Source organism: Micromonospora sp. CNZ285 (assembly GCF_004637285.1).
Window position 1 is genome coordinate 4,384,328 of record NZ_SPQD01000001.1, and the last position, 16,372, is coordinate 4,400,699.

Genomic DNA, 16,372 nt, shown 5'->3' on the forward strand with positions numbered 1-16,372 from the left:
GACACACGGGACACTGCGTTGCGCGGCCGGGCCGTGAAGATCGGCGTAACGTGTGTCACTTAGCCGCACCGGTTCGCCGGTGTGGCCTCGCGCGTGCGCAGGACGTGACAGTGACGTCAGGGAGATGACTCGAATGACAACTACGTCGGCCAGGACGCCGAGACCGCAGCCGCGGGGAGGGCGGGCACGCGCCGCCATCGCGGCGAAGACGTTGCGGACCGACAGATGGTGGATCGCCCCGCTGATCACGGTGGTGGGGCTCAGCGCGTGGGTCCTCTACGCGACGGTCCGGGTCTTCATGCACAAGTGGTACTGGGTGGAGCAGTACCACTACCTGACGCCGTTCTACTCCCCCTGCGTCACCGACCGCTGCGTCGAGGGCTCCTCGCACTTCGGCCAGTTCCTGCCCGGCTGGTGGATCATCCCGGACGCGGCGCTCACCCTGCCGTTCCTGCTGCTGTTCCGGCTGACCTGCTACTACTACCGCAAGGCGTACTACCGGTCGTTCTGGCTGTCGCCGCCGGCCTGCGCCGTCCCGGACGGGCACCAGTCGTACAGCGGCGAGACGCGGTTCCCGCTGCTCGGGCAGAACCTGCACCGCTACTTCTTCTACGCCGCCGCGATCATCTCGCTGATCAACACCTGGGACGCGATCCTGGCCTTCCACTCCCCCGAGGGCGTCGGCTTCGGCCTGGGCAACATCATCCTGATCGGCAACGTGGTGATGCTGTGGGCGTACACGATCTCCTGCCACTCCTGCCGGCACATCATCGGCGGGCGGCTCAAGCACTTCTCCAAGCACCCGATGCGCTACAAGGCGTGGACCGGGGTGTCCTGGTTGAACGTCCGGCACATGCAGCTCGCCTGGATCACCCTCGGCACCCTGGCACTCACCGACTTCTACGTGATGGCGGTCGCCGCCGGCTGGATCAACGACCTGCGGTTCATCAACTGAGAGCCTGGACATGACTGAGACGCGAATCGAACGACACCACTACGACGTCGTCGTGATCGGGGCCGGTGGCGCCGGCCTGCGCGCGGCGATCGAGGCCCGGCTGGCCGGCAAGAAGACCGCGATCATCTCGAAGTCGCTGTTCGGCAAGGCGCACACGGTGATGGCCGAGGGCGGCGCCGCCGCCGCGATGGGCAACGTGAACTCGCGCGACAACTGGCAGGTGCACTTCCGGGACACCATGCGCGGCGGCAAGTTCCTCAACAACTTCCGGATGGCCGAGCTGCACGCCAAGGAGGCGCCGCAGCGGATCTGGGAGCTGGAGACGTACGGCGCGCTGTTCGACCGCACCAAGGACGGGAAGATCTCGCAGCGCAACTTCGGCGGCCACGAGTACCCGCGCCTGGCGCACGTCGGCGACCGGACCGGCCTGGAGCTGATCCGTACGCTCCAGCAGAAGATCGTCTCGCTCCAGCAGGAGGACAAGCAGGAGTTCGGCAGCTACGACGCGCGGATCCGGGTCTTCTCCGAGACCACGATCACCGAGCTGCTGCTCGACGGCGACCGGGTCGCCGGCGCGTTCGGCTACTACCGCGAGTCCGGCGAGTTCGTCCTGTTCGAGGCGCCCGCGGTGGTGCTCGCGACGGGCGGCGTCGGACGGTCCTACAAGGTCACCTCGAACTCGTGGGAGTACACCGGCGACGGCCACGCGCTGGCGCTGCGCGCCGGGGCGACGCTGATCAACATGGAGTTCCTCCAGTTCCACCCGACCGGCATGGTCTGGCCGCCCTCGGTGAAGGGCATCCTGGTCACCGAGTCGGTCCGCGGCGACGGCGGCGTGCTGAAGAACTCCGAGGGCAAGCGGTTCATGTTCGACTACGTCCCGGACGTGTTCCGCAAGCAGTACGCGGAGACCGAGGAGGAGGCGGACCGCTGGTACACCGACCCGGACAACAACCGGCGTCCGCCGGAGCTGCTGCCCCGCGACGAGGTCGCCCGCGCGATCAACAGCGAGGTCAAGGAGGGCCGGGGTACGCCGGCCGGGGGTGTCTACCTGGACATCGCCTCCCGTAAGTCGGCCGAGGAGATCCGCCGCCGCCTCCCGTCGATGTACCACCAGTTCAAGGAACTGGCCGACGTCGACATCACCAAGGAGCCGATGGAGGTCGGCCCGACCTGTCACTACGTGATGGGCGGCGTCGAGGTGGACCCGGACTCCGGCGCGGCGTACGGCACGGTGCGCGGGCTCTACGCCGCCGGTGAGGTGTCCGGCGGCATGCACGGCTCCAACCGGCTCGGCGGCAACTCCCTGTCCGACCTGCTGGTCTTCGGCAAGCGCGCGGGCGGGCACGCGGCCACGTACACCGATCAGCTCACCACCCGCCCGGCGGTGTCGGTGGCGGCGGTGGAGGCCGCCGTGGAGACGGCGCTGGCGCCGTTGCAGCGGGACACCGGGGAGAGCCCGTACCAGCTCCAGCAGGACCTCCAGGCGGTCATGGGCGACCTGGTCGGAATCATCCGGCGCGAGGGTGAGCTCGCGGACGCCATGCGCAGACTCGCCGAGCTGCGGGAGCGGGTGGCGAAGGTGAGCGCGGCCGGCGGCCGGCGCTACAACCCGGGCTGGCACCTGGCGCTGGACCTGCGCAACATGCTCGTGGTGTCGGAGTGCACCGCGATGGCGGCGCTGGAGCGGCAGGAGTCGCGCGGCGGGCACACCCGTGAGGACTACCCGGCGATGGACCCGAAGTGGCGGCGGGTCAACCTGGTCTGCTCGCTGGACGGGGACACGGTCCGGCTGACCCACAAGCCGCTGCCGAAGATGCGGCCGGAGCTGATCGGGCTGTTCGACCGGGCCGAGCTGGCCAAGTACCTGACCGACGAGGAACTCGCCGAGTTCGACGCCCTCACCGAGGAGGCGAACAACTGATGGGAAGTAAGCGCCAGTTCCGCATCTGGCGGGGCGACGAGACCGGCGGCGACCTGAAGGACTACACGGTCGAGGTGAACGAGGGCGAGGTGGTCCTCGACGTGATCCACCGCCTCCAGGCCACCGAGGCCCCGGACCTGGCGTGCCGGTGGAACTGCAAGGCCGGCAAGTGCGGCTCCTGCTCGATGGAGATCAACGGCAAGCCGCGGCTGGGCTGCATGACGCGGATGTCGACGTTCGAGGAGTCCGAGACCGTCACTGTCACCCCGCTGCGCACCTTCCCGGTGATCCGGGACCTGGTCACCGACGTCTCGTTCAACTACGAGAAGGCCCGGGAGACCCCGGCGTTCGCGCCGCCGGCCGACGTGGCGCCCGGCGACTACCGGATGCAGCAGGTCGACGTCGAGCGCTCGCAGGAGTTCCGCAAGTGCATCGAGTGCTTCCTGTGCCAGAACGTCTGCCACGTGATCCGTGACCACGACGAGAACAAGCCGGCGTTCTCCGGTCCCCGGTACTTCATCCGGGCGGCCGAGCTGGACATGCACCCGCTCGACGCGCGCACCGACCGCCGGGAGTACGCGCAGTCGGACATGGGACTCGGATTCTGCAACATCACCAAGTGCTGCACCGAGGTCTGCCCCGAGCACATCAAGATCACCGACAACGGGATCATCCCCATGAAGGAACGGGTCGTCGACCGCAGGTACGATCCCCTTGTGTGGCTCGGTAACAAGATCTTCCGGAGGGGTCAGGTGCCTCAGACCAGCGCGACCAGCGGGCATTCCAGCGGTGCCGTCACGTCCGGAGGGGCGCAGGGCGGGGCGCACGCGCACGGCGGCGGTTCGCACGCCGGCGGGGTGCACTCGCACGCGGGCGGCTCGCACGACAGTGCCGCCGAGCGTCAGGCGCAGCAGGGCGTCAACTGGCACCGCGAGGTGCCGCACCCGACCGCCCCGGCGGTGGACGCCAACGGCCGGCTGCCGCTGACCGAACTGACGTTCAACAAGGCCGCCGCGCCGTCGCCGTTCGGCGACGACGTGACGTTCCCGCTGCCGCCCGAGCACCTCAACTTCGCTCACCCGCAGCAGGACGAGCCGAAGCACTGAACAGCAGCGCGACGACGACGGGGGCCAGCGGCACACGCCGCGGGCCCTCGTCCCGTTTCCGCTCGGCTGTCCGGTTCACCGGACGGCCCGGTCCGCGCCGCTGTCGTTCAGCCGGTGGCGAGCAGCGGCCGCAGCGCGGCCACGATCGGCACGTCGGCCGGCAGCCAGTCGACGCTGTCCAGGTCGGCGGCGGAGAGCCAGCGCAGGGCGGCGTGCTCCAGCGCCTTGGGCTCGTCGCCGTGCAGCAGGCGGGCGGCGTAGACGCGCAGCACGGACCGGCCGTGCGCCATCCGTACGTCCCGGCCGACGCGCGCGCCGACCGCCACCCGTACGCCCAGTTCCTCGGCACACTCCCGGGCCAGCGCGTCGGTCTCGGCCTCGCCGGGCTCGACCTTTCCGCCCGGGAACTCCCATCGCCCCGCCACCTCGGGGGGCGCGGAGCGCTCGCATGCCAGCACCCGGCCGCCCTCGATGATCGCCGCCCCGACGACCACCTTCGGCTCCCGCCGGTCGGCCTGCCCGCTTCCGCTTGCCCGTTCGGTCCGCACGGGCCACCAGCGTGCCAGATCAATCGGCGGTTTGGGTAGCTGCGTCGACCGTCAGGTCAGCAGAACACGGAAGTGTGGGCGTGGACACACCATCTGAGTGGCGAGAGACTAGAGGGCGTCGACTGGGACACGGGATGGCGACGATTTGGCCACAAGCCGGCAACGACGCCTGGGAGGTGCGGTGATGCGCGTGCTGTTCAGCGGCCGGGCGAAGCACGACTACCTCAGCGACGCGCTCGCCCTGCTGTCCGGATGGACGCGCGAGGGCGAACAGATCCGCCGCACCATCGTCCTCGACGACACCCAGCACGCCGCGCTCACCGAGCGGGTGGCGGTGGTGGCCGACGCGTTGCGGCTGCGCCCCGAGATCAGCCGCCGGGCCGACCGTACCCAGATCCGGCTCGGACACGACGACGGCGAGCCGCTCACCGAGGGCGAGGTGCTGCTGGCCGCGCGCATCGAGGACGCGGTCCGCGCGGTCACCGAGTCCTGAGCCGCTGGCACGCCCCGCCTACCCTCGGGTGCATGTCTGGCCCCACGTACGACCGCAAGGAACAGTTCCAGCAGATCCAGAGCGGGTTGCTGCCCGGCGAGCAGATCATCGCCGTCTACGACGCGATCGGCACCGGCACCGGCTTCATCGGCCTGACCGACCGGCGGGTGATCGTCCAGGACCGCTCCTTCGTCGGCAAGCGGTACGCGATCACCAGCATCCCGTACTCGAAGATCACCAGCGTGAGCGTGGTGAGCAACAAGTCCTGGGGTGGTTCGTTCTTCTCCACCGGGTCCATCGCGGTGCACGTCGGCACGCACACCTACGAGGTCGAGTTCCGGGGCGCGCAGAAGAGCCACCACGTGCACAACGTGATCCTGCAGTACATCTCCTGACCCGCCTGGCACAATCGCCGCCATGCGAGGGCTGACGGCGCGATGGCGGGCCTGGCGGGGCGACCATCGACGGGCCGTACGCCTGCTCCGCCGCCTCCTGGTGCTCGCCACCGCCGCCGTGGTGCTGCTCGGCGCCGCCACGGTCGCCAGCGCGACCTGGGTCCGCGACGCCGCCGAGGGCCGCCTGTTCGACGCCGCGGACGCGCCGGAGACGCCGGTGGCCCTCGTGCTGGGCACCAAGGTGGAGCCGGACGGCACGCCGGCGCCGTTCCTGGCCGCCCGGCTGGAGATCGCCCGCCAGTTGTACGCCGCCGGCAAGGTCCGCGTGCTGCTGCTCTCCGGGGACCACATGAACTGGGACTACGACGAGCCGGACGCGATGCGGCGCTGGCTCGTCGACCGGGGCGTCCCGGCGGACAAGACGGTGCTGGACCACGCCGGGTTCGACACGTACGACTCGTGCGTCCGCGCGCACCGCGTCTTCGGGGTGCGGCGGGCCACAGTGGTCACCCAGTCGTTCCACCTGCCGCGCGCGGTGGCGCTCTGCCGGGACGCCGGCATCGACACCGTCGGCGTCGGCGACGACACCGCCCGCCGGTACGCGGGCCAGTGGCGGATCAGCTCCGCTCGGGAGTACGGGGCGTGCGTCAAGGCCGCCGTCGACGTGCTGACCGGGCGTGACCCGGTGCACCTCGGCCGCCGCGAGACCGGAGTGGACGACGCGCTGCGGGCGTAATCCGGTTGTCCCTCCGGCTCGGCTGCTGGTCTGCTGAACCCCTCGAAGCCGACCGGAGGGAGCACCGCCATGCCACACGCTGCGAAGCCCAGCCGACCCGTCGTCACCTCATCCGAAACGAGGCTTCGTGTTGTCGTACCCCATTCCGGCGGAGGTCACTGACCTCGCGCCGCGTCGCGTTCCGTCCGCCCGGCGGGAGGGCGCGTGATGTCCGTCTTCGACGATCCCGGCCTGTTCGGCCGGCTCTGGGCCGCCACCTACGACGGCCCCGGCAATCCCGACCCGGCCCCGGCCGTCGACTTCCTCGCGCCGCTGGCCGAGGGCGGCCCGGTGCTCGAACTGGCGATCGGCACCGGCCGGGTGGCCCTGCCGCTGGCCGCCCGCGGCCTGACCGTGGAGGGCGTCGAGGCGTCCCCGGAGATGGTTGCGCACCTGCGCGCCAAGCCGGGCGGCGCGGACATGCCCGTCACCGTCGGCGACATGGCGGACGTCCCGGTCGCCGGGCCGTACCGTCTGGTCTTCCTGGTGTTCAACACGCTGTTCAACCTGGTCTCGGAGGAGCGCCAGGCGGCGTGCTTCCGCAACGTCGCCCGGGTGCTCGCGCCCGGCGGGGCGTTCGTCATCGAGACCTTCGTGCCCGACCCGGCGGACTTCGACCGGGACGAGCAGGTCCAGGTGCGGGAGGTGACCGAGGACTCGGCCACCATCCGCATGCACCGGTACGACCGGGCGGCGCAGACGTTCGTGCGGCAGACCGTCACGTTCGACGCCGCCGGCGTGCACCTCAAGCCGTTCGCCATGCGGTACGCCTGGCCGGAACAGATCGACGAGCTGGCGGAGCGGGCCGGGCTGCGGCTCGCCGATCGGTACGCCGACTGGGACCGGACGCCGTTCGACGCGGACAGCCGCGCGCACATCTCCGTCTACCGGCGGCGGTAGCGCTCACACCGAGGGGCCGGATATCCCGTCCCGGCCTCTCGGTCGCGCCGATTACGCTGACGACCGCCGGGTCCGGACAGGAGGAACCGATGACAGTCACCGTCGCCGCAATGGACGACTCGCACGCCGACGCCGTGCTGGACATCTACCGCCTCGGCATCGCCGAGGGAAACGCCACGTTCGAGACCGAGCCGCCGGACTGGACGCGCTTCACCGCCACCCGCCTGCCCGGCCACCGCTGGGTGGCGCTCGACGAGGCGGGCGACGTGCTCGGCTGGGTGGCCTGCTCGGCCGTCTCCGACCGCTGCGTCTACGCCGGCGTGGTCGAGCACTCCGTCTACGTGCACCCGAGGGGGCGCGGACGCGGGGTCGGCCGGGCCCTGCTGGAGGCGCTGATCGCCTCGACCGAGGCGGCCGGGATCTGGACCATCCAGTCCGGTGTGTTCCCGGAGAACACCGCGAGTCTCGCGCTGCACGCGACGTGCGGCTTCCGCGTCGTCGGCACCCGCGAGCGGGTGGGCCGCCACCACGGCACCTGGCGGGACGTGACCCTGATCGAACGCCGCAGCCCCGAGATCTGACCGCTCCCACTCCCCCGGGCCGCCTTTGCCCCCGGTGATCAAGGAGTTTGTGTCCGGTCGAGACCGCCTGGGTGACCCGAACTCCTTGATCACGAGTTCGGGCGGTGGGCTGCGCGCGTACCCGAAGGCACTTGACGGTTCTGGCGCCCGGGTGCGATGGTTAGTTACATGAGTAATGAACCAAAGAACCGGGATGGATGACGGCCGGCCGATCTTCGTCCAGATCGCGGAGCTGATCGAAAACTCGATCATCGACGGGACGTACGCGGAGGAGACCCAGGTGCCGTCGACGAACGAGCTGGCGGCGTTCCACCGGATCAACCCGGCGACCGCCGCCAAGGGGATCAACCGCCTGGTCGATGACGGGCTGCTCTACAAGCGCAGGGGGATCGGAATGTTCGTGGCAACGGGGGCCGTCGAAACACTCCGGGAACGCCGCCGGCGCGAGTTCTCCGACCAGTACGTGCGGCCCCTCATCGAGGAGGCACGCAAATTGGGCATCGGCACCGAGGAGCTGAAGAAGCTCATCGAGACAGGGGAGGAACAGCGATGAGCGTCGTGGCGGCAGCCGGCCTCACGAAGCGGTTCGGCGACGTGACCGCTCTCGACGACGTCACCTTCACGTTGACAGGAAACAAGATCTACGGCCTGCTCGGCCGCAACGGCGCCGGCAAGACGACGCTGATGCAGCTGATCACCGGCCAGAACAGCGGCACCAGCGGCGACCTCACGATCTTCGGCGAGCGGCCGTACGAGAACGAGCGGGCACTGTCGCGGGTGGTCTTCATCAAGGAGAGCCAGACGTACCCGGCCGCCTACCAGGTCCGGCACGTCCTGAGCCTGGCGAAGCGCCTGTTCCCGAACTGGGACGAGGACTTCGCGCAGTCCCTCATCGACGACTTCGACCTGCCGCGCAAGCGCAACGTGCGCAAGCTGTCCCGCGGGATGCTGTCCGCGCTGGGCGTGACGATCGGCCTGGCCGCACGCGCGCCGCTGACCTTCTTCGACGAGCCGTACCTCGGTCTCGACGCGGTCGCCCGGCAGCTCTTCTACGACCGGCTGCTCGCCGACTACGCCGAGAACCCACGCACTGTCGTGCTCTCCACGCACCTCATCGACGAGGTGGCCGACCTGATCGAGCACGTGCTGCTGCTCGATCGCGGCAAGCTGCTGCTCGACGCGCCCAGCGACGAGTTGCGCGGCGAGGTGATGGAGGCGTCCGGCCCGGCCGGGGCGGTGGACGAGTTCGGCGCCGCGTACCGGGTGCTGCACCGGGAGCAGCTCGGCGGCGCGGCCCGCACGACGCTGCGCGGGTCGTTCGACGACGCCGAACGCACGCGCGCCAAGAAGCTCGGCATCGACCTGGCGCCGGTGTCGCTCCAGCAGGCCGTGGTGCGCCTGACGACGGAAAGGACGAACGCCCGATGACCCGCATCCTCGATGTCGCCCGGATGCACACCATCGCCTGGGTGGGCCAGCTGGCCTGGCCGTGGGGCATCATGGCCATCTCGCTCGGCGTCAACCTGCTGATCTTCGCCTCGATCGACGAGGCCGCGCCGGGCAAGAACACCACGGGCGGTCTGGCCAGTCTCTACATCGTCTGCGCGATCGTCGCCGCCGCCTCGATCAGCCAGGTGTTCCCGTTCGCGCTCGGCATGGGCGTCACCCGGCGCACCTTCTACCTCGCCACGGTGCTCGTCAACGTGGTGCAGGCGGTCGTCTACGGCATCCTGCTCTACCTGCTCAATCTGATCGAGGGCGCCACCGGCGGCTTCGGGATCCAGCTACGGTTCTTCCGGATCCCGTACCTCGACGTCGACAACGGGCTGCTGCAGATTGCCGTCTACGCGGTGCCGTTCCTGTTCCTGAACTTCCTCTCCGTCCTCGCCGCCGTCTGGTACGTCCGGTTCGGCATGAACGGCCTGCTCGGGGCCGGCGCGGCCCTGATCCTGGTGACCGGCCTGCTTGTCGCGCTGGTCATCTGGCAGGACTGGTTCGGCGACATCTGGGAGTGGCTGAGCAGCCAGCACCAGATCAGCCTGCTGGTGGGATGGCCCGCCCTGGTGGCCGCGCTGGCCGGGCTCGGCGGCATGGCGGCCATTCGGCGGGCGAACGCCTGACGGTACGCACACAGCGACCGCCGGTCCGCGAGACGCGGACCGGCGGTCTTCTGTGCGATGGTTGCCGGCCTCTCAGCGCCTGGTCTCGTACCTGGTCAGGAGCACGCCACCAGGGAACGTCCGGGTCTCCACCAGGGCCAGGTTCACCCAGTTGTCGAGGGTCGCGAAGAACGGCTTACCGCCACCCACCAGGACCGGATGGGTGACGAGCACGTACTCGTCGATCAGCCCGCCCCGCATGGCCGCCGCGGCGAGGGTGGCGCCACTGATGTCCATCGGACCACCGTCCTCGGCCTTCAGCCGCCTGATCTCGGTGACCGCGTCGCCGGTGACCAGGCGGGTGTTCCAGTCGACCGGCCTGGTCGTCGAGGAGAACACCACCTTCGGCATGTCCCGCCAGCGGCGGGCGAACTCGGCGTGCGCAGGTGTGACGTCCGGCTGCTGATCGGCGGTCGGCCAGTGGGAGCTCATCGCCTCCCACAGTCGCCGCCCGTAGAGCGCCGTGCCGGTCGCCGCCACCCGGTCGGACCACCACTGGAACAACTCGTCGCTCGGCACACCCCAGCCGAGATCGTCGCCGGGCGCTGCGACGTAGCCGTCCAGGCTCACGTTCATGCCGAAGGTCAGTTTGCGCATCGTGCCAGCCTCCCGTGGGTCGATACTCGACGTACAGACCAGCACGGCGCCGGGAAGACATCGGTCAGGCCACACCGAGAGCCGGGCCACTGGTGTCCCGCGTCCGGATGCGGGACCAGCCGCCGACGGCGAGGCCATCATCCGACGACGTGCGCTCCGATACACGGGGCGGGTGAGCTGAGCGGGCAGTACATCAACCAGCCGCGTCGGTGTTCTGCGACTCTCGGCCCAGGCAAGCGCCTCCGGCGTCAACGCGTCGTCGATCCAGACAGCAGGCCGTGAGCCGACATGATCACGCGTCGCGCTCACGGCCTTCCCGTACCGCTGCCACCTACGCCGAGACTCGGCCTGCCGTCAGATGCCGCCGCTAGGCTGCGCCCCATGATCACACGGCCAACCGAACAGTGAAGCCGGAAGGTACGGGACCAGAAGGGCGGCATCGCCGCAGGCACCCTCGCTGAAGTTGACGCCTACGCGCTACACCTCTGGCCAGACGCATTCATCGCTGCCGTCGATGCGGCTCTCGACGCCTATGAAGCAGACATACGCTCGCTCTCGCGGGCCGAGAGCGTCACGCAGCCTGGGTCCGAGACGCATCCAGGCATGCCGCCGATGCCGACGCCGTCACCGTCCGGTGATGAGATCGTCGCATCATTGACGTCAAAGCTCTCACTGCCCGACGCGACATCGGGCGGGCCGAACTTACTGACGGGTGGCGCGAATGGTGAGGGCGGGGGCGCCCAGCCGCAACCCGGTAACCGCCCTCAGCTCGCCGGCGCTGGCGGCGTCCTCTCCCCTACGGCGCGCGGGTGCCAGCCGCGCGGTGCTTGGCGCCGTCGCGATGCATCGCCGGCACTGCTGTGGTGGCCGGGTAATTCCGATGACGTCCTTCGGGCGGGCAGCGAGGATGGCGCGTCGAGGGGGTGCGACCACAAATGTCACTCACGGATGGCACGGACCGACAGCATCGACCCGTCGCCCTGGTGACCGGTGCCGGCCGCAGCGCCGGCATCGCCGCATCGGTGGTGTTGGCGCTGGCCCGAACCGGCTGGGATGTCGGCTTCACCTACTGGACCCCGTACGACGAGCGGATGCCCTGGGGAGCCGATCCCGAGGCGATGACGCAGCTCAGCAGCCAGGCCGCGAAGCACGGGGCAAGAACTGTCGCAGTCGAGGCGAACCTCGCTGATCCTCACGCCACGGGTGACATCTTCGAGACCGTGGAGCGAGAGCTGGGCTCGGTGAGCGCGCTCGTCCTCGCCCACTGCGAGAGCGTTAAATCAAGCCTGCTCGGCACCAGCATCGAGAGCTTCGACCGTCACTTCGCGGTCAACACCCGGGCGAGCTGGCTCCTGATTCGCGAGTACGCCCGACGGTTCCGAGGGGAACATGGCACGGGACGCATCGTCAGCCTCACCAGTGACGCTACCGTCGGCAACCTTCCCTACGGAGCAAGCAAAGGCGCTCTCGATCGGATCACCCTGGCCGCTGCTCAAGAACTGGCCCACCTCGGCGTGACCGCCAACGCCATCGATCCGGGTCCAACCGACACCGGCTGGATGACCGCAGAGATCAAGGATGCCGTCCTACGGGCCACGCCGCTCGGTCGCCTCGGACGCCCGCAGGATTGTGCGAACCTCGTCGCGTTCCTGTGCTCGCCCGACGGGGGCTGGATCAACGGCCAACTGTTACGCAGCGACGGCGGCATCTCCTGACCTGCGGGAACGGCACCGACTCAGACGTTGAAGCGGAACTCCACCACGTCGCCGTCCTGCATGACGTACTCCTTGCCCTCGATCCGGACCTTGCCGGCGGCCTTGGCCGCCGCCATCGATCCGGCCTCGACCAGGTCGTTGTAGGAGACCACCTCGGCCTTGATGAAGCCGCGCTGGAAGTCGCTGTGGATCACACCGGCGGCCTCCGGCGCGGTCGCGCCGACCGGGACGGTCCAGGCCCGCGCCTCCTTGGGGCCGGCCGTCAGGTACGTCTGGAGCCCGAGCGTCCGGAAGCCCACCCGGACGAGCTGGTTCAGGCCGGGCTCGGACTGCCCGATCGACTCCAGCAGCTCGCGGGCCTCGTCCTCGGGCAGGTCCACCAGCTCGGACTCGATCTTGGCGTCCATGAAGATCGCCTCGGCGGGCGCGACGAGGCCGCGCAGCTCGTCGAGGAACTCGGCGTTGCCCAGCTCGGCCTCGTCGACGTTGAAGACGTAGAGGAACGGCTTGGTGGTGAGCAGGTGCAGCTCACGCAGGTGTTCCAGCTCGACCTTCGCGGCGGCGGCGCCCGCGTACAGGGTCACGCCGTTGTCGAGGACCTCGACCGCCTTCTTGGCTGCCTCGACGGCGGCGGCCCGGTCCTTGCGGAGCTTGGCCTCCTTCTCCAGCCGCGGCAGCGCCTTCTCCAGCGTCTGGATGTCGGCCAGGATCAGCTCGGTGTTGATCGTCTCGATGTCGTCGGCCGGGGACACCTTGCCGTCGACGTGCACCACGTTCGGGTCGGAGAAGGCGCGCACCACCTGGCAGATCGCCGAGGCGTCCCGGATGTTGGCGAGGAACGCGTTGCCCCGCCCCTGCCCCTTCGAGGCGCCCCGGACCAGGCCGGCGATGTCGACGAACGAGACCGGCGCCGGCAGTACCTTCTGCGAGGAGAAGATCTCGGCCAGCTTGGTCAGCCGCTCGTCGGGCAGCCCGACCACGCCGACGTTCGGCTCGATGGTGGCGAACGGGTAGTTCGCGGCGAGCACGTCGTTCTTGGTCAGCGCGTTGAACAGGGTGCTCTTGCCCACGTTGGGCAGGCCGACGATGCCGATGGTGAGACTCACGACGAACCAGCTTACGCGGTTCGCCGCCCGCGCCGGGCAGGCAGGTCCGCGAAGCCTGTCACTCCGACGCGGCGGACAGCAGGCGCGGCTCGATCCGGGTCTCCCGGACGGTGCCGTCCTCGGCGCGGACCAGCTCGTACGCGGCCACGCCGGGCCGGTCCGCCACCGCCTCGGCCAGCCGGGTGCCCCGGTAGATCAGCCCCACCCCGTCGTCGGTGCAATGACTCGCGGGCAGCGTGCCGTCGGCGACCAGCCGGTGCATCAGCGGGCGGCGCTGCTCCTCGCTGTCGTAGTGCACGCCGTTGCCGTACGGGAGCCAGCCCAGCCCTTCGGTGAAGGGCCGCAGCGTGGGGCCGTAGCTGTCGGTGGCGCCGCCGGTGTGCCAGCAGATCGAGCCGGCGGACACCCCGCCGAGCACCACTCCGGCCTGCCAGCACTCGTGCAGGATCTCCGGCAGGCCGTGCACCCGCCAGACCGCGCAGAGGTTCGCCACGCTGCCGCCGCCGACCCAGATGACGTCCTGCGCGAGCAGGTGCGCGCGGATGTCCTCGACGTTGGGCATCGGGTAGAGCGCCAGGTGGGAGGCGCGGAACCGGGTGCCGGCGAAGGCGCCGTAGAAGACGGTGAACCCGGTCGGCTGGTCGCCGGTGGCCTGGCCGAGGTAGCAGACGCGCGGCGCGTCACCGGCCCCGGCCAGGTGGGCCATCAGGTCGAACAGGGCGCTCGGCCGGGCGTCCCAGGGGCCGCGGCGACGGCTGGCGAAACCCATGCTGGTGGCGACGATCGTCGGTTCGGTGGCGGGCATGGGCGTCCTTCCGGGCGGTGGCGGTGCCGATCATTGTGCCGGATCCGCGGGCCCGGCCTCGGCCGCCGCGAGCAACGCGCGCAGCAGATCGGCCAGCCGGTCCTGGTCGGCGGGGGGCAGTGCGTCGAGGATCCGCCGCTGCACCGCGAGCCCGGCCTCGGCCGATTCCTCCACCACCCGGCGGCCGGTGTCGGTGAGCGTCACCCGCAGCGCCCGCCGGTCGGCCGGGTCCGGTGAGCGCCGTACCAGGCCGGCCCGTTCGAGCCGGTCGAGCCGCCCGGTCATGCCGCCGGAGGTGAGCATCAGCGAGGCGGCGAGCGCCTTCGGCGCCAGCGTGTACGGCGAGCCGGAGCGCCGCAGCGCGGCCAGCACGTCGAACTCGCCCCGGCCGATGTTCCAGCCCGCGTACACCTTCTCCTGGCCGTCGCCGACCAGCCGGGCCAGCCGGTAGATGCGGCCGAACACGGCCATCGGCTCGGGCCGCATGCCGGGGCGTTCCCGCCGCCACTGCTCGACGATCGCGTCCACCTCGTCGCCTGTCACGGCTGCCGATTGTGCCGCACGTCCCACTTCCCCTTTTCGCTCGGGCCTGATTAGCTTAGCACTAAGATACTTAGGGCTGAGAAAGAGGCCGACATGAACCCCCGCTGGACCGACGTCGCGCTCACCGCCGCCGCACCCGTCACCTGGGGCACCACTTACCTGGTCACCGCCGAACTCCTTCCACCGGACCGGCCGCTCTGGGCCGGGGCGATCCGCGCCCTCCCGGCCGGCCTGCTGCTGCTCGCCCTGACCCGCCGACGACCACGCGGCCTCTGGTGGGGGCGGGCCGCCGTGCTCGGCGCGCTGAACATCGGGGTGTTCTTCCCGCTGCTGTTCCTCGCCGCGTACCGGCTGCCCGGCGGCACCGCCGCCGTCCTCGGCGCCGCGCAGCCGCTGCTGGTGGCGGTGCTGACGGTCGCGCTGCTCCGCGACCGCCCCACCCGGCCGGCGCTGGTCGCCGCCGTGGCCGCCCCGCTCGGCGTCGCCCTCGTGGTGCTGCGGCCGGGCGCCGGCCTCGACCCGCTCGGCGTCGCCGCCGGACTGGCCGGCACCGTGGCGATGGCCGCCGGGCTGGTGCTCACCCGCCGCTGGGGCCGGCCGCCCGGGGTGGGCGTCCTCGCCGCGACGAGCTGGCAGCTCGTCGCCGGTGGCCTGATGATCGTGCCGGTAGCCGCCGCCGTCGAGGGCGCGCCGCCCGTGCCCGACGGGCCGGCCCTTCTCGGGTACGCGTGGCTCGGGCTGGCCGGCACCGCCCTGGCGTACGTGCTGTGGTTCCGGGGCGCGGCGCGACTGCCGGTGTCCCGCGTGTCGGTGCTCGGCGCGTTGAGCCCGCTCACCGCCGCGACGCTCGGCTGGGTGGTGCTCGGTGAGGCGCTGGACCCGGTCCAGCTCACCGGTTTCGCGGTGGCCGTGGCGGCGATGGTGCTCGCCCAGTTGCCGGACCGATCGTCGCGCCGGCAGCCGGGCGGCGACACGGACAGCCCGACGGCGACCGGCACGCGGGCCGGCTCGGACGGCCCGGCGGCGGCACTGGCCGGCCTTCGCGCAGGCGGCCCGACGGCAGCGCCGACCGGCCTCCCGGCAGGCGGCGGGACGGCGGGCTGGTGGCGGCGCGGTCAGCCGGCCCGCAGCCGCCGCCAGTCGTCCGGCCACGCCTCGGCGGCGACGCCTTCGGGCAGCACACCGGCCGGTAGCTGCGCCGCTGCTGCGAGCGGCAGCGTGAACCGGTGCGCGGCGGCGGGGCCGGCCGCGTACGACCGGTCGAGCAGCCATCGCACCTCGTCGGCGGTCCAGCCGAGGCCGGAGCGCGCGGCGATCTCGCGGACCAGCCGCAGGCCGACCCGGGTGTCGTCGTCGTAGAAGCGCATGCACCAGTGGTGGGCCCACATGCCGAGCGCGCGCAGCCCGTCCGGGTCGAGGGAGCCGGCCAGCCGCCCGCAGGCGGTGTCCGCGAAGGGGCGACCGGGGTCACCGGCCCGATCACGCTCGATCGCGCCGTACGCGGCCGGCGCCACCACCCGCATCCGCTCGTAGAAGCCCTCCACCACCGCGGCGTCCAACGGTGCTCGCCCCGATCGCATCAGCGGACACCCCGCCCGGCCACGCTCGCCATGCCCCGCACCTCTTCTTGAGTTGGTGGCGGGACGCTACCGACCACTTACGACACTTTCTCGGGTCCGACGGCCATGATCCACGCCACCTCGGCGGAGTGGCGGTGTCCCGGGGCCGGGGATACCGCCACGTCCCCGAGCTGGCGCGACTGCCGCACGT

At 70.9% G+C, this 16,372-nt stretch carries 18 protein-coding genes and 1 pseudogene; 13 read left to right on the plus strand and 6 right to left on the minus strand.

Annotation, left to right across the window (positions count from 1 at the left end):
• Nucleotides 1-133: 133 nt before the first annotated feature.
• The 3 genes from CLT75_RS19835 to CLT75_RS19845 are packed head-to-tail and all read left to right on the plus strand — an operon-like array spanning nucleotide 134 to nucleotide 3,985.
• Nucleotides 134-955 carry a hypothetical protein gene (locus CLT75_RS19835; protein WP_135241954.1) on the plus strand — a complete coding sequence of 274 codons (822 nt, stop codon included), beginning with the start codon at nucleotides 134-136 and terminating at the stop codon, nucleotides 953-955.
• Between the two features lie 10 nt (nucleotides 956-965).
• The gene (locus CLT75_RS19840; RefSeq protein WP_135241955.1) at nucleotides 966-2,879 is read left to right on the plus strand and encodes a fumarate reductase/succinate dehydrogenase flavoprotein subunit; all 1,914 of its coding nucleotides are present in this window, start codon (nucleotides 966-968) and stop codon (nucleotides 2,877-2,879) included.
• Nucleotides 2,879-3,985: a succinate dehydrogenase/fumarate reductase iron-sulfur subunit gene (locus CLT75_RS19845; protein WP_135241956.1), complete on the plus strand. Its 1,107-nt coding sequence runs from the start codon at nucleotides 2,879-2,881 to the stop codon at nucleotides 3,983-3,985. The genes CLT75_RS19840 and CLT75_RS19845 overlap by 1 nt, the downstream gene beginning before the upstream one ends.
• Before the next feature lie 107 nt (nucleotides 3,986-4,092).
• On the opposite strand, the gene CLT75_RS19850 is transcribed toward CLT75_RS19845, so the two are convergent.
• A complete protein-coding gene (locus CLT75_RS19850) occupies nucleotides 4,093-4,533 on the minus strand; it encodes a (deoxy)nucleoside triphosphate pyrophosphohydrolase (protein WP_209310358.1) in 441 nt (146 codons plus the stop codon).
• A 184-nt stretch (nucleotides 4,534-4,717) separates the two neighbouring features.
• Between CLT75_RS19850 and CLT75_RS19855 the strand changes: the two genes are divergently transcribed.
• The 8 genes from CLT75_RS19855 (at nucleotide 4,718) to CLT75_RS19890 (ending at nucleotide 9,797) form a co-directional block, all read left to right on the plus strand.
• A complete protein-coding gene (locus CLT75_RS19855; RefSeq protein ID WP_135241957.1) occupies nucleotides 4,718-5,026 on the plus strand; it encodes a 4a-hydroxytetrahydrobiopterin dehydratase in 309 nt (102 codons plus the stop codon).
• Between the two features lie 32 nt (nucleotides 5,027-5,058).
• Nucleotides 5,059-5,421, plus strand: coding sequence for a PH domain-containing protein (locus CLT75_RS19860; RefSeq protein ID WP_135241958.1), 363 nt, complete (start codon nucleotides 5,059-5,061; stop codon nucleotides 5,419-5,421).
• A gap of 22 nt (nucleotides 5,422-5,443) precedes the next feature.
• Nucleotides 5,444-6,157, plus strand: a complete 714-nt coding sequence (locus tag CLT75_RS19865; RefSeq protein ID WP_135241959.1) for an ElyC/SanA/YdcF family protein — start codon at nucleotides 5,444-5,446, stop codon at nucleotides 6,155-6,157.
• Nucleotides 6,158-6,364: 207 nt separating this feature from the next.
• Nucleotides 6,365-7,096, plus strand: a complete 732-nt coding sequence (locus CLT75_RS19870; protein ID WP_135241960.1) for a class I SAM-dependent methyltransferase — start codon at nucleotides 6,365-6,367, stop codon at nucleotides 7,094-7,096.
• An 89-nt stretch (nucleotides 7,097-7,185) separates the two neighbouring features.
• Nucleotides 7,186-7,677, plus strand: coding sequence for a GNAT family N-acetyltransferase (locus tag CLT75_RS19875; protein ID WP_135241961.1), 492 nt, complete (start codon nucleotides 7,186-7,188; stop codon nucleotides 7,675-7,677).
• 193 nt (nucleotides 7,678-7,870) lie between these two features.
• Entirely contained in the window at nucleotides 7,871-8,230 is a 360-nt protein-coding gene (locus CLT75_RS19880; protein ID WP_128137275.1) for a GntR family transcriptional regulator, read from the plus strand.
• A complete protein-coding gene (locus CLT75_RS19885; RefSeq protein WP_135241962.1) occupies nucleotides 8,227-9,105 on the plus strand; it encodes an ABC transporter ATP-binding protein in 879 nt (292 codons plus the stop codon). Before CLT75_RS19880 ends, CLT75_RS19885 begins: the two co-directional genes overlap by 4 nt.
• The gene (locus CLT75_RS19890) at nucleotides 9,102-9,797 is read left to right on the plus strand and encodes an ABC transporter permease (protein WP_135241963.1); all 696 of its coding nucleotides are present in this window, start codon (nucleotides 9,102-9,104) and stop codon (nucleotides 9,795-9,797) included. Before CLT75_RS19885 ends, CLT75_RS19890 begins: the two co-directional genes overlap by 4 nt.
• A 72-nt stretch (nucleotides 9,798-9,869) precedes the next feature.
• On the opposite strand, the gene CLT75_RS19895 is transcribed toward CLT75_RS19890, so the two are convergent.
• The gene (locus CLT75_RS19895) at nucleotides 9,870-10,433 is read right to left on the minus strand and encodes a dihydrofolate reductase family protein (protein ID WP_135241964.1); all 564 of its coding nucleotides are present in this window, start codon (nucleotides 10,431-10,433) and stop codon (nucleotides 9,870-9,872) included.
• Nucleotides 10,434-11,368: 935 nt separating this feature from the next.
• Here CLT75_RS19895 and CLT75_RS19900 point away from each other — a divergent pair.
• Nucleotides 11,369-12,148, plus strand: a complete 780-nt coding sequence (locus CLT75_RS19900) for an SDR family oxidoreductase (RefSeq protein ID WP_135241965.1) — start codon at nucleotides 11,369-11,371, stop codon at nucleotides 12,146-12,148.
• 20 nt (nucleotides 12,149-12,168) lie between these two features.
• Here CLT75_RS19900 and ychF read toward each other — a convergent pair whose 3' ends face one another.
• Genes ychF through CLT75_RS19915 form a run of 3 tightly spaced genes read right to left on the minus strand, consistent with a single transcriptional unit; the run spans nucleotide 12,169 to nucleotide 14,602 of the window.
• Nucleotides 12,169-13,254: a redox-regulated ATPase YchF gene (gene ychF / locus CLT75_RS19905; protein WP_030501477.1), complete on the minus strand. Its 1,086-nt coding sequence runs from the start codon at nucleotides 13,252-13,254 to the stop codon at nucleotides 12,169-12,171.
• Nucleotides 13,255-13,312: 58 nt separating this feature from the next.
• A complete protein-coding gene (locus CLT75_RS19910; RefSeq protein ID WP_135241966.1) occupies nucleotides 13,313-14,059 on the minus strand; it encodes a peptidase E in 747 nt (248 codons plus the stop codon).
• A gap of 30 nt (nucleotides 14,060-14,089) precedes the next feature.
• The gene (locus tag CLT75_RS19915; RefSeq protein WP_135241967.1) at nucleotides 14,090-14,602 is read right to left on the minus strand and encodes a MarR family winged helix-turn-helix transcriptional regulator; all 513 of its coding nucleotides are present in this window, start codon (nucleotides 14,600-14,602) and stop codon (nucleotides 14,090-14,092) included.
• A gap of 93 nt (nucleotides 14,603-14,695) precedes the next feature.
• Between CLT75_RS19915 and CLT75_RS33375 the strand changes: the two are divergent.
• A pseudogene (locus tag CLT75_RS33375) lies at nucleotides 14,696-15,517 on the plus strand (EamA family transporter); the annotation flags it as partial.
• 200 nt (nucleotides 15,518-15,717) lie between these two features.
• On the opposite strand, the gene CLT75_RS33380 reads toward CLT75_RS33375, so the two are convergent.
• Nucleotides 15,718-16,182 carry a hypothetical protein gene (locus CLT75_RS33380; RefSeq protein ID WP_262015854.1) on the minus strand — a complete coding sequence of 155 codons (465 nt, stop codon included), beginning with the start codon at nucleotides 16,180-16,182 and terminating at the stop codon, nucleotides 15,718-15,720.
• Nucleotides 16,183-16,372: the final 190 nt, after the last annotated feature.